We start from the raw sequence: 14,251 nt of genomic DNA on the forward strand, positions 1-14,251 counted from the left end.
TATCTTATGACGAAGACATATAAAAAATGATAATGAAATAGAAAACACTCAAATCCAAGGACTCGAGTGCTCATTTATTCCATTTTTACTTTTATGATACTATCTTTATCAATCGTCTTACCTTCTGCGATATCTTGACTCACCACAACTCCTGAACCATCCATTTCTACAGAAATGCCAGTCAATTCCCAAAATGCAGTAATATCTTTCTTTGTCCAACCACTCATGTTTGGCATCGTGATAACTGCCCCATCGGTTAAGATAAAGACATTTTGATTCGATACAATCGTAGAATTACTAGCAGGATACTGCTTAACTACACTTGTTCCATCTCCAATTACAATCTGTCCAACTTTCATATCTACTAGCTTATTTTTCGCATACTCTAAAGTATGGTTGGTAATGGAAGGCATTGTATAATCTTTCCATTCAGAATATGTTTTCTTTTCTTCGGATGCATTTGCGCCACTAGAAACATTCGCTGCGACAAGTGCTGCACGCATAACATCTTTCATAGGAGAACGATCAAAATTAATAATATCAGAACCTTGGAAACAATAATACACCATGACTTTTGGGTCGTCATAAGGCGCTGCCAGCATAACAGAGCTTGTCCAAATTCCTGAATTATATCCTTTTTCTGCTGTGGCAACTTCCCCTGTACCAGTTTTCGCAATGACACTTACATCATCTAAACGATACGCTTGTCCTGTCCCCGCACTATCTTCCACAACCGTCTTCATCAAACTACGCATATATTCACTCGTTTTTTGTGAAATTGGAGTACCTACTTGTTTGGTACCATATTGTTTGATGATTTTATTGGAATTGGCATCTGTAATACGTTCTACAACATATGGACGCACCATTTTCCCATCGTTTAAAATCGCTGTATAAGCTTGTGCCATTTGGAGCGCATTTATTTGTATTGCCTGTCCAAATCCAACAGATAATTTATCGGATGGATAAGTCCAACTCATGCCACCAGCCTCATTGTTCACAAAAGGAATCGCAACTTGTTTTACAAAGCCAAACTTTTCTACATACTCTTTGTATACCTCTGGATTCATATACTTTGAAAGTAACTCACAAATCCCAATATTACTCGAAATAGTAAATCCTTTATCAAATGATAAAGTACCATGATTTTTACCCAATGCATCTTGAATCGCCGCATAGGGTCCATCATTTGCGGAGGTGCGATAAATTTTACCATCACCATCTACATTATAATAGAAGGTTCCACTTGAAAAATTTGTGTCATAAGGATATACCCCAGAATCAACTGCGGCCGCATATGTGATTCCCTTCATAACAGAACCTGGTTCATAAAGGTACATAGCAGGGACATTGGTTCCATTTTCTGCAGAGCCTTCTCGTGTATTCAAATCATATGTCGGATACGATGCATACCCTAATATTTTCCCTGTTTCCACTTCCATGACAATTCCCCAACCTATTTTACCTGATTTTTCCACCGTCTTCTGTAAACTGCTCTGTAACGTAAGTTGTACGTTACGATCAAGGGTAAGGGTTACATTATTTCCGTCTTGTTCATATTCTTTTGTATATGGTGTACCTGGAATGATATTTCCATTTACATCTTTTTGATAGGTTTCTAATCCATCCGTCCCAGTCAAATACTCGTTTAATGTACTTTCAAGCCCTTGTACACCTGCAAGCATTTCATCTGTATCACTATATTGTGCAAATCCAATGAGTTGTGAAGCAAATATACCATTTGGATAATTTCTTTTTACAGACTTTTCAAAGGAAATCCCTTGCAATTCTAAAGACTCAATGCCTTCTTTAACATTCGTACTTAAATTCTTTCCTTTTGTACCTAAATAGGTTTGATAGCTCCCTTTTTCCTTAGCGTCACTTAGTTTTTGATAAATGTCATCTTCACTCATATCAAGTTTCGTTGCTAATAGTCTTGCGGTTTTACGAACATCCGCAACATAGGCTGGCTTATCACCAATTCCTTTACGCGATTTATCTAGATACGCAATGATTGTATAAGAATCTTCATCCTGTGCGATTACTTCCCCTGAGCGATCATAAATGGTTCCACGTTTTGCCTTAATAACATTCGTATTTGATATAGAAGAATCTTTGTATTCCTTTATATTGATACCACTACGTAGATGCGTATGTGTAACCATAGTAAAAAGGACATTGGAAATAACGATTGCTCCAATAATCCCCATTATGATTAGTGTAAAAAATAAGGTTCGATTGCTTCTTTTGGGATTCATTTAATCACGCCTTTATTACTTGGAAGACTCATCTTCGATTGTTACTATATTTCCTTGATTATAGCTGATTCCTTCGGATTCAACCATACCTACCACTCGTTCACGGTTTTCAAGGTTATTTACATCCGTTTCAAGATTTGCGACAGCAGCTTTTAAAGTACCTGCCTTTTCTTGAATATTTTGTGCTTCTTTTTGCAACATGATATTGTATGACTGAAGTCCAAAAATAGCGCCAAGATACATAAAAATTGACAATGTAAATACTAATGTCGCTATTGCCTCGATTCTTAATCTTCTTTTTCTTTTTACTAATTTTGCCTTCGCCATATAACTCACCTTACTCTTTCAATTATTCGAAGTTTAGCGGAATGAGAACGATTGTTTTCTTCTAGTTCTTCTTCATTCGCTGTAATAGGTTTGCGATTCACCAAACGAAATGGTACTTCTTCCATATCCTTTGGAAGGATAGGGATACGTTTGTCCACTTTTTTAGGTGTCGCAACTTTATGGAATGCTTCTTTTACAATGCGATCTTCCAAGGATTGGAAGGATATCACACAGAGTCTTCCATTTACATTTAACATATCTAGTGCATCCTGTAGGACTAACTCAATTTCTTTGAGTTCATCATTCACCGCAATTCGTATTGCTTGAAATACTTTCTTTGCAGGATGTCCTTTTTTGTTTAGCACTTTGGATGGTAAAGCAGATTTGATGACATCTACCAACTCAAAGGTTGTTTCTATTGGTTTTGTTTCTCTTTGTTTTTCAATTTTTCTTGCGATTTGTTTAGCGAAGTTTTCTTCTCCATATTGATAGAAGATACGAACCAATTCATGATAATCATATGTATTAACGATATCATAAGCACTAATTGCTTGTGTTTGATCCATTCGCATATCCAATAACGCATCGTAACGATAACTAAAGCCCCGTTGTGCATCATCAAATTGAGGAGATGAAACTCCTAAATCTAGTAACATACCATCAAAATGTTCAATGCCTAATTTATGTAATTCCTGTTTCAAGTTTGAAAACTGATTATGAATCAGGGTGAAATTGTCACCAATTTCATGTAAACGTTGTGTTGACTCTGCAATTGCTGTTTCATCTCGATCGAACGCATATAGGTGACCTTGTGGAATATGTTTTAATATTTCACAACTATGTCCACCTCTTCCCAAGGTTCCATCTACATAAATACCATCGGGTTTTATATGTAATCCTTCGATACATTCTTCTAAGAGAACGCTGTAATGTTTACTCATAACATGAACTCCGTAAGATTTTCTGCGATTTCTTCAAACGTCGCATTTGCTTCATCGTCCACTGGATCCCATTTCTCTTTGGACCAAATTTCTACATGATTAGCAGCACCAATGACCATACATTCTTTTACCAATTCACCAATACGAATGAGCGGTGCAGGTATCAAGATACGTCCTTGACCATCAATTTCACATTCAGCAGCTTTGCTCGTCATCATACGTACAAACATACGAGCATCTTTTTTTGTAGAAGGCAGTTTCAACAACTGTTCATAAATTGTCTGCCATTGCTCATTGGTATAGATCGTAAGACAGCCATCAAGACCTCTTGTGACAATTACCTGTTCACCAAGTTCCTCACGGAATTTGGCTGGGATAATAATACGACCTTTTTTATCAATATTATGAGCGTATTCACCCATGAACATAAGCCATTTCCTCCACTTTCTACCACTTCGCGCTACTATCTACCACCATTATACCCTTTTCTTTATATTTTGTATATATATTTTTTATGTTTTTTTATTAAGTTTTGAAATTCTCCCCTCCCTTTCATATAAGTAGAATTTTTCGCAAAAAAAAGAAGGACATTTTTCAATACCCCTGTATTTTAAGTCTTATACGAAAACTTGTTTAAAATTCATCACATTCTCTTTTGAAACCTCCTTCTACTCTAACATACAAAAAGAACAGGTTTCCCTGTTCTTAAAACAATGCCATTTGGTTCTCATCTTGCAAGCCTTCAAGTACACCCATGGATTCTAGTTTCTTTACCAATGTTCCACTTAATGACGTACGTCTTTGCAAGTCTTCTTTTGATAAGAAAGGACCATTTTTACGTGCTTCAATCACTGTATCCGCAACGTTCTCTCCAAGTCCATCGATGGATGTAAAAGGAGGTATGATGCGTGATTCATTTTCTGGATCTACAATAAACTCATTGGACGCAGAACGATTCAAATCGATATTTTCAAAAAAGAAACCACGCAGTACCATTTCTAGTGCTAACTCAAGTGTATTGTAAATATCTTTATCTTTCTTTGTCACATCACGTTTTAAGTTGTTATCTTTTAAACGATCATCGATATCCGTCATCTTACGACGAATTGCTTGTTCCCCCTTAATCATCGTTTCAATATCATAAGCATCACAACGAATAGAGAAGAACATGCAGTAATAGTATTGTGGTTTATGCACTTTAAACCATGCGATACGAATGGCCATCATAACGTATGCCGTCGCATGGGCTTTCGGGAACATGTACTTGATTTTCAAACAAGAATCAATATACCAGTCTTCCACTCCACACTTTTTCATTTCTGGAATCCATTCATCTTTTAATCCCTTACCTTTACGTACAGATTCCATGATTGTAAAGGATAGTTTTGGCGCGAGCCCTTTATGCAACAAATATACCATGATGTCATCTCGACAACCTATAACACTCTTCAAGGTACAGATTTGTTGATCGATTAAATCCTTGGCATTTCCCAACCAAACATCAGTACCATGGGACAATCCGGATATCTTTAGAAGTTCATCAAAGGTCGTTGGCTGTGTAAGTTCCAAAATGCCACGTACAAACGGTGTACCAAACTCTGGTAATCCCGCAGCTCCTGTCTTCTCTGTAGATCTTGATGTATCAATTTTTAAAGCATCTACTTTAGAGAAGATACTCATAGTTGCTGGATCATTCATTGGAATACTTACTGGATCAATACCACTGATTCTTTCCAACATTTTCATTGCAGTTGGATCGACATGTCCTAAAATATCAAACTTTAATACATTATCATGAATGTCATGGAATTCAAAATGGGTCGTCTTCCAATCGGCATAAGGGTTATTGGCAGGATATTGCACAGGAGTGAAATCATGCACATCCAAATCCAAAGGAATGACAATGATACCACCAGGATGTTGTCCTGTAGTACGTTTTACACCTTCGCACCCTTTTGCTAGATTAAGTACTTGCGCATTACGCATAGTACCCTCAATACCCATTTCCTCTTCATATCCTTTTACATACCCGAAGGCTGTCTGTGTCGCAACAGTACCAATGGTACCTGCCCGATATACGTGATCATCACCAAATACTTCTTTGGTATATGCATGTGCTGTTGGTTGATAATCTCCTGAGAAGTTCAAATCGATATCGGGAACTTTATCCCCCTCAAAACCTAAGAACGTTTCAAATGGAATATCATGTCCATCTCCACGAATGGTTTCGCCACACTCTGGACACTGAATATCAGGCAAATCAAATCCATCCGCCACACTTCCATCTGTAAAGAATTTTACATAATGACACTTTGGACACACATAATGCGGTGCGAGTGGATTTACCTCAGTAATTTCCGACATTGTAGCAACAAAACTAGAACCTACCGAACCACGTGAGCCAACCAAATATCCATCATTCAAACTCTTCTTCACAAGAAGATGAGAGATATAGTAAACCACATAGAAACCATGTCCAATAATACTATCCAATTCCCGCTTCAATCGCTCTTCCACAATTTCAGGTAAATTAGGCCCATATTTCTTATGTGCATTTTCATAACATATATCAATTAGCTTTTGATCAGATCCTTCGATATCTGGTGGATACAAACGATCTTTTACTGGTAATACCAACTCTATCATATCTGCGATTGCATTGGTATTCTCCACTACATACTCATATGCCTTTTTATTTCCAACCCATTCAAATTCTTTCAACATTTCATTTGTAGTAAGGAAGTGTTGGCTTGGCGCTTTAATTTTACGTCGTTTTTCTTGATTATAGATATATAAAGGATGACGTACTCCACCAATTGCTTGGGATGAAATATAAATATCGCGAATCATTTTTTGATTTGGATGTACATAATGACAATCCCCAGTAGCCACAATTCTTTTTCCTAACTTATTAGCCGCATCCATAATTGATTGTAAGATTTCTTTCAAACGATCCATACTTCCTATGGAATCACGTTCAATCAAATGCTTATAATTCCCCAACGGTTGTATTTCGATATAATCATAGAACTGCATCACTTCCAACAATGTTTCTTCATTACGCGTCTGTGCCATATCAAACACTTCGCCATTTAAACAGCTAGAACCAATTAACAAGTTTCCATTTCTTCTACGTTTTTCAATTTCACTACGTACAATTCTTGGTTCCGCCACTATGTTGTTAGTAGACTTACTGTTATAGGCCAAATAATCCGTATGCGATAATGTCACTAATTCAAAAAGTTCTTTTAAACCCGCCATATTCTTCACAAGTATCGTAACATGTTTGGTACGTACTTTTCGAAAGCTTCCATCACTTTGCATATCTTGAAGTTCTTGTAGATTCTTGATTTCCTTTAAGTCATTCAACATATTCATATATGTTTGAGCTAGTACTTCCGCATCATAATCCGCACGATGGGCAACATCTTCATCATATCGAATACCATAAGAACGAGCAATCTGTCCTAAACGATATCCTTTACGATCCGCTTGCATACTTCTTGCTAAATCCAATGTATCGATAACTGGATTCATCAATGGAGGTCTTCCAATACGAGCGAGTTCATCATTCAAAAAGTTGTAGTCAAAGCTTGCATTATGCGCAACCAAGATGCTATCCCCAATAAACTCAAGGATTTCATCAATACACTGCGCAAACGGCTTGGCATCTTTCATATGCTCTTCACTAATACCTGTTAATTCCGTAGTAAACGCACTCAAAGGAACAGGTGGTTTAATAAACATCTGTAAACTCTTTACACAAGCACGGTCCTTCACAATTTGACCACCAAATTCAATGATATGATCAAATCGGCTTGATAACCCCGTAGTCTCTAAGTCAAATACGCAATACGTTCCTTTTTCTAACTCGATATCTGCGATATTGCGTACAATCTGTAACTTAGGATCTACCATGTTCATTTCAATCCCATAAATCATTTTAAATGGTTTTTCTCTGCCTTTATTAATGGCAGATACTTTGTGTTGTGCTTTTGGGAACGCCTGTACTACTAAATGATCTGTACATGCGACCGCATCCATTCCCCATTCATTTGCCGCATTGATATACTCTTCAATATTACAAACGCCATCCATTTCTGAAAGCTTGGTATGTACATGCAATTCTACACGTTTTACCTCTGCCTCATCCACACGTTTTACTTCATGAATTTTCTCAATAACATCTGGCATAAATACAAGATCACGCAAGAAGGAATCAAACTCTACCTTTCCATAAGCAATGACCATATCTCCTACCTTGATTTCACCCAGTACCTCTTTTGTAATGGCACCACGTTCAAAACGTTTCATGACAATCGCATCATCTTCATCCGCAATCCATAACGTTTGAATATCTTTCCCTGTACGTAGAGTTCTTGTTTCACTCTCAAATATTTTCCCTTGTATCTTTACGCCGTGACATTCTTCGCTAATATCATGAATAGAGAATGCCATATATTGATCCAATCCCTTTTTCCCTTTCGGTTTAAAGTTCATCGCCTTCTTTTCTTCAAAGATTTTCATAGGTTTTGGCGCATCATCACGTACACGTACACTTTGTACGTTCTGTGTAATTTTCATATCTTCCACATGAATCTCTAAATCAAATCCACACTTCGCAAGAAAATCTTTTACTAAATGCTTATTTTGAATTGCCTTATCTTTACAAGCTTCATCCCCAATTTGATAGATAACATATTTATCCTCTTCAATTTTAGGAAGGAACTCAGAAAACAATTTTAAATGAGGTTGTAAACTAACGAAATGATGTATATAGTTGGAAACATTTAAAACATCCGCACTCGGTTGATCACATTGAATATGCATATCTACTTTACAACGTGTCGCTTTCATCAATCGTACACAAAAAACATCCCATACCTCATATGGTAAAGGAGTCTTTAAACGAACATCCAATCGTAACGTATTACTACCCTTCATATATACTGGCTTCATAGTAAAAGAACCATCTTCAAAGTATCCTAAATCGGAATAGTTCTCATCTATTTTACGCACTAAATCTATCAATTTTAATTCCATCAAATACCTCATTTCCACTTTCTATATGATACCATATTTTCAATGAAATTTTAATTACTTTATGCATTTCTCATTTTCCTTTTCTTGAATCGTTTCTATACGGTATAATGATAAATAGATAAGAACAGAAAAGGAGTACTTCCAAATGAAAAATTCTCGCGTATTCATACGAATCTTAAGATTCACAAACACCGATAAAATCGTCACCTCTTTTATAGGGTTTACGTTAATAGCCGCATTCTTCATTTTGTTAGTGGAGCCTGGCATCCAATCATACGGAGATGCTTTATGGTTTTGTTTTACCGCAGTTACCACAATAGGCTTTGGAGACTTTACTGCGACTACACTCATTGGAAGAATTATCATTGTTGTAATTGCGCTCTATGGCATCATAGTGATTGCGCTTATTCCTGGTGTATTGGTAAGCTATTATACAGAAATCATGAAGATGAAATCAGACGAAAGTATGATGTTGTTCCTCGATAAACTAGAACACTTACCTGAATTATCAAAGGAAGAATTAAGCGAAATAGCAACTCAAGCTAAATCGCGAAGAAAGAAACACAAACAATAGAAAGCTACCCCATAATATGAAGATGCTCTTTCTACTCCTGTTTATTACTGTAAAAAAGCCGTAGAACACAATATATGTATCCTACGACAACCTTATTGCGTTATCCTTTTACTTTCTTTTGTTTTTATTCTTTCTTAAATAGACAACACGATACTTGTTACATACGAAGCTAATATCAATACACTACATAATAAGACAAGTATGCGATGCTTCTTAAACTTAATCACCCCTAAAGTCGCAATCATAGATAACACGCCAAACCCTAATAAGTTCAACACTTGTGTCTCATGAATATAGATACTTCCTTTTAAGAAGATTACATCCGCAAAACAAAGAATGATGAAATTAAATAAATTACTTCCTACAATATTTCCAAAAGAGGCGTTGAAATTACCAATGCGCACAAGATTCACGGATGCGCTAAGTTCTGGAAGTGATGTTGCCACGCCCAAGAAGATAGCTCCAGCAACTGTTGCGCCTAAGTTTAATTCATCTGCTATTTTATCTGTTACCGTTGTCAATAAAATAGAAACTATGACAAGCGCAATACTATATGCGATAAAACGAATTACGATTTGTTTTAAAGTAAGTGAAATATAAACTGTTTCTTCATTTTGAACACTTTCATCATTGCCCATGAATTTCACATTGATTGCATATACTACTAGAATAAGAATGGACATAAGATTCACATTCAAGAAGCCAAGACGAATTTCTTGGGGATAAAGAATTGCCAGGAACACAAGCGCGTACATTACAATTCCATAGAGTAACGTAGATGTGTGTGATTTGGATAAGGATGCACTTTGATATCTGCGCACACTAAACAACATCAGCCCTCCAATCACACAAAGATTAAAGATATTGCTTCCTAGTACATTCCCTTGTACAAGACTTGGTTGTTGTAAAGCCAACACCGCTGTAAGAGATGTAAATAACTCAGGAAGTGATGTTACGGCAGCTAATAAAACCCCACCAATAAATGCACCTGATAAAGATGTTTTCTTATCTAGACAATCCACATAATACGATAGTCTGACAGAAAAAAACACTACAAAAATCGCTAATATAATATATTGTAAATATAACATACAAACATCCTTTCTATACTTCTTTTATCACTGTTGTGAACACTTCAAGACAACGCATTAACAAATCTTTGGGACAGGCAACATTGATTCTTTCAAAACATGAACCTTCTTTTCCAAAGATATAGCCCTCATTCAATATGACGCCATGTGATCGTAATGCTTGTTCCAGTTTTTTCTCATCCTGACAGTACGCTCTCACATCCACCCATAACAAATACGTTCCTTCTGGATACGTCACTACTGCATCTTTTAAGTACGTATTTAAATACTCTGTTGCACAACGAATGTTTCCATCGATGTACGTATTCACTTGTTGTAGCCATTCTTCTCCATGTTCATATGCCGCAATGCATGCACTGAGCGCAAAACTATTAGGGGTAGAAATGGAAAGTCGTTCTTGTACATACTCTTTCCATAAAGTTTGATATTCTTTATTAGGAAGGATGATATTACTGTTTTGAAGACCTGCTAAATTAAAGGTTTTACTAGGTGCAGTGCACGCGATGATACGATGTTCGTAATCCTTACACAACTTTAACAAAGGGATGTGTTGTTGATTGCTACGTATAATATCACAATGGATTTCATCCGATATAATCCATTTATCATATTTCTTCGCAATTTCAACCACACGCAACAACTCTTCTTCTTTCCAAACTCTTCCCACAGGATTATGAGGGGAACAAAGAATCATACCTTTTACATCGCTTCGACTCATCTGTTGTTCTAAAGTTACATAATCCATTGTATAGTATCCCGCTGTATTTATAAGAGGGTTTTCCACAACCTTGCGCTTCGTTGCTTCTATTTTTTTACGGAATGGATGATATACAGGTGTTTGAATGATAATGCCATCTTGTTCATCACTTAAGATTTCCAACACATACGCAAGTGCAGATACTATCCCACCACAATGAAAGATTGCATTCTTATCCACAATCCAATCGAAACGTTTCTTAAACCAAGAAGTTACGACCTCTTTATATTCCTCATCGAATCCTTTATTGTATCCATAAATACGTTCATCCACGCGTTTATGAAGAGCATCTATAATCTCATCGCAACATGCAAAATCCATATCTGCCACCCATAGTGGATAAATCTGTTTTGCTTGTGTATGAAAATCTGCTTCCCATTTCACACTGTTTGTACCTGTTCTTTCGATTACTTCATCAAAGTTATATTGTTTCATTACACTCACCTCTTATATATATCCTAATGAACCAGAAAATAGATACCTAACCGGTATCTATTTTGCCATTTTTTCAAATGCATCTTTCGCAGCCATTTGTTCTGCACGTTTTTTTGAGAAACCCTTACCTCTCCCCAAATTAATTTCATCTAATTTAACGACGACTTCAAATTCAGGTTTGTTACTAGGTCCAAGTACATTGACTGTTTCATAATGCACGGTTTTACGTGAATCGGATTGTATGTATTCTTGTAGCTTTGTCTTATAATCAATCACTCTTTCACTTTTGGGTTGATTGATTGCTGGTGTTAACACACTTTCTAATATAATATTTACAGCTTCCATTCCCTGATCTAAATAAATTGCGCCTAACAATGCTTCAAACATATCCGCAAGAATGGAATCACGTTCACGTCCACCTGTTTTTTCTTCCCCAACGCCTAAACGAAGGTACTTTCCTAAACCAAGAGTACGATTGTACTCAGCTAAGGCTTCTTCACAAACAAGTTGGGCACGAAGCGTTGTCATTTGTCCTTCACTCAAAATCGGTTCTAATTTAAACAGTTTTTGAGTCGACCACAACTGCAATACCGCATCTCCCATAAATTCTAATCTTTCATTATCACAATCCAATGCTTTATGTTCATTTACATAAGAGGAATGTGTCAATGCCTCGTTCACTAATTCTTTATTGATAATATGGATATTTCTTTCTTTTAGCCAATCAAATATCGTATGCATAGTTTCCACTCCTTATTGTCTCTTATTATATCATCAATCCAAATATGTTCCACTATCAATTGTAGTTTTCAAGTAGTTACGAATTGCTTCGTAAGATGCTTCTTCGATATGTTTCAGTATGTAGGTGGCATCATCTCGTGCCACTTCTAAGATATTGCTATCTTGAATCACGTCTCCTAAGATGAAACCAGGTACTCCACTTTGTCGGGTTCCTAAGATATCACCAGGTCCTCTTAGCTGTAAATCTGCACGTGCAATTTCAAATCCATCACTTGTTTTCTCACATATCTTCATACGTGCTAAACTATCCGGATCACTACTGCTTGTCAAGAGATAACAATACCCTGCCTTATCTCCACGACCTACTCGACCACGTAGTTGATGAATTTGACTCAATCCAAAACGATGGGCATCATAAATAACCATAATATTGGCATTCTTCACATCAACACCAACTTCGATAACAGTCGTAGAAACCAAGATATCGATCTTACCACTTACAAAACGTTCCATCACATCATCTTTTTCTTGCGGACTCATTCTACCATGTAATAGTCCAATTTGATAGCGTCTTCCTAAGGATTGACACATTCCTTCATAAATATCCATCACATTACGCATATCATAGTCTTCATTTTTTTCAATGGCAGGACATACTACATAACATTGATTTCCTTGATCTATCTTCTCTAGTACATCTTCTAAGATAGGCGCCATAGATTTAGAACGGATCAATCTTGTCTCTACTTTCATGCGTCCTTTTGGTAATTCTTGAATGGTGGATACATCCATATCTCCATACAAAGAAATCGCAAGCGTTCTTGGAATTGGTGTTGCGCTCATCAATAAGAAGTCAACTTTATCCCCTTTTTCCAACAATCGTCTACGTTGGGATACACCAAAACGATGTTGTTCATCCGCAACTACCATACCTAAATCATAAAAATCAACGTCTTCTTGAAACAATGCATGCGTTCCAATCAAGATATCAATTTCATTGTCTTTTAATCTACGTAAGATTTCTTTCTTTTCTACTGGCTTTAAACTGCTGTATAACACTTCAATTTCAATTTCTATATCTTGAAATGTTTTCTTTAAATTTTGGTAATGTTGTTTTGCTAAAATTTCTGTAGGTGCCATAAAGGCAGCTTGTTTATGCGCTAATACACACGCATATAAACCAAAAGCCGCAACAAGCGTTTTTCCACACCCAACATCTCCTTGTACCATACGATACATTACTTTATCACTTTTTAAATCATCCAATATTTCTTCAATAACTTTATTTTGATCATTGGTCAATTCAAAGGATAACGTATGTTTTAAGTCCATTACTTCTTCCATTAAAAATTCCTTTTGATGTCCATGCATAACGGCTTTTTCTTTTGCCTTAATCGCTTGCATAGCAAGTTGAAAACGAAGAAACTCTTCATATTTTAGAAGTCGTAAGCTTTGTTTAAGAGCGTTTCTATTTTGTGGATGATGAATGTGATATAAGGCATCTTTTCGATTCATCAACTTATATTTCTCTTTGAATATTTCTGGTACAAAATCTTGTATTTGATCTTGTAATTGTACAAATGCTTTTTCTATATATTTTTGAATATCTTTTTGTGTTATACCATCCCTTAAGTTATACACTGGATGGATGCCCAATTGCTCCTGTAAGGGTTGAAAATTATATTGTAATGCGGTGATACGACTTCCACCATCATACTTTCCTATGATAGTGATAGATTTTCCAACCGTGAAGGTGCTCACCCAAGGTCGATTAAACAAGGAGATATCAAACTCTTCTTCCTCATATAGTACTTTAAACTTCGTAACGCTTTGTTTTCCTTTGAAGCGAATCACACGTGCTCTAGAAAGGATGATGGCTTCTATTGTTATTTTTTGATCTTTTTCCCATGTAGTTCGTGGAGTAATTGCCATTTCTTCATAACGGAAAGGATAGTATGTCAAAAGGTCTTCCGCTTGGAAGACATTCATTATATGTAGAATCTCTATTTTCTTATCTGAAATTCGTAAATCCTTCAGTTCCATTGAATCACCATCTATCTATAAGTATAACGGATTAGAAAGAA

10 protein-coding genes are annotated in these 14,251 nt (G+C 36.3%); 1 reads left to right on the top strand and 9 read right to left on the bottom strand.

Annotated elements, in window-relative coordinates:
• Positions 1-74: 74 nt before the first annotated feature.
• The 5 genes from ACWG42_RS09705 to ACWG42_RS09725 form a co-directional block, all read right to left on the bottom strand.
• Entirely contained in the window at positions 75-2,258 is a 2,184-nt protein-coding gene (locus ACWG42_RS09705) for a penicillin-binding protein (protein WP_455791920.1), read from the bottom strand.
• A gap of 15 nt (positions 2,259-2,273) precedes the next feature.
• Positions 2,274-2,585 (bottom strand): cell division protein FtsL, encoded by a 312-nt coding sequence (locus ACWG42_RS09710; RefSeq protein WP_455791922.1) that lies wholly within the window; start codon positions 2,583-2,585, stop codon positions 2,274-2,276.
• Positions 2,586-2,590: 5 nt separating this feature from the next.
• Entirely contained in the window at positions 2,591-3,526 is a 936-nt protein-coding gene (gene rsmH, locus ACWG42_RS09715) for a 16S rRNA (cytosine(1402)-N(4))-methyltransferase RsmH (RefSeq protein ID WP_455791924.1), read from the bottom strand.
• Positions 3,523-3,954 (bottom strand): division/cell wall cluster transcriptional repressor MraZ, encoded by a 432-nt coding sequence (gene mraZ / locus ACWG42_RS09720; protein ID WP_455791925.1) that lies wholly within the window; start codon positions 3,952-3,954, stop codon positions 3,523-3,525. The genes rsmH and mraZ overlap by 4 nt, the downstream gene beginning before the upstream one ends.
• 277 nt (positions 3,955-4,231) lie before the next feature.
• Complete coding sequence (locus tag ACWG42_RS09725) at positions 4,232-8,569, bottom strand: PolC-type DNA polymerase III (RefSeq protein ID WP_455791927.1); 4,338 nt, start codon at positions 8,567-8,569, stop codon at positions 4,232-4,234.
• A gap of 145 nt (positions 8,570-8,714) precedes the next feature.
• Here ACWG42_RS09725 and ACWG42_RS09730 point away from each other — a divergent pair, with 145 nt between their 5' ends.
• Positions 8,715-9,143, top strand: a complete 429-nt coding sequence (locus tag ACWG42_RS09730; protein ID WP_455791928.1) for a potassium channel family protein — start codon at positions 8,715-8,717, stop codon at positions 9,141-9,143.
• Positions 9,144-9,277: 134 nt separating this feature from the next.
• Here ACWG42_RS09730 and ACWG42_RS09735 read toward each other — a convergent pair whose 3' ends face one another.
• From ACWG42_RS09735 to recG, 4 genes are read right to left on the bottom strand one after another with little or no spacing between them, the layout of a single operon-like run.
• Entirely contained in the window at positions 9,278-10,234 is a 957-nt protein-coding gene (locus tag ACWG42_RS09735; protein WP_455791929.1) for a sodium:calcium antiporter, read from the bottom strand.
• Between the two features lie 13 nt (positions 10,235-10,247).
• Positions 10,248-11,426 carry a MalY/PatB family protein gene (locus ACWG42_RS09740; RefSeq protein ID WP_455791930.1) on the bottom strand — a complete coding sequence of 393 codons (1,179 nt, stop codon included), beginning with the start codon at positions 11,424-11,426 and terminating at the stop codon, positions 10,248-10,250.
• Positions 11,427-11,483: 57 nt separating this feature from the next.
• On the bottom strand, positions 11,484-12,167 hold the full coding sequence (gene rnc, locus ACWG42_RS09745) for a ribonuclease III (RefSeq protein ID WP_455791931.1): 684 nt from the start codon (positions 12,165-12,167) through the stop codon (positions 11,484-11,486).
• 33 nt (positions 12,168-12,200) lie between these two features.
• Positions 12,201-14,210, bottom strand: a complete 2,010-nt coding sequence (gene recG / locus ACWG42_RS09750; RefSeq protein ID WP_455791933.1) for an ATP-dependent DNA helicase RecG — start codon at positions 14,208-14,210, stop codon at positions 12,201-12,203.
• Positions 14,211-14,251: the final 41 nt, after the last annotated feature.

Source organism: Amedibacillus sp. YH-ame10 (assembly GCF_053848885.1).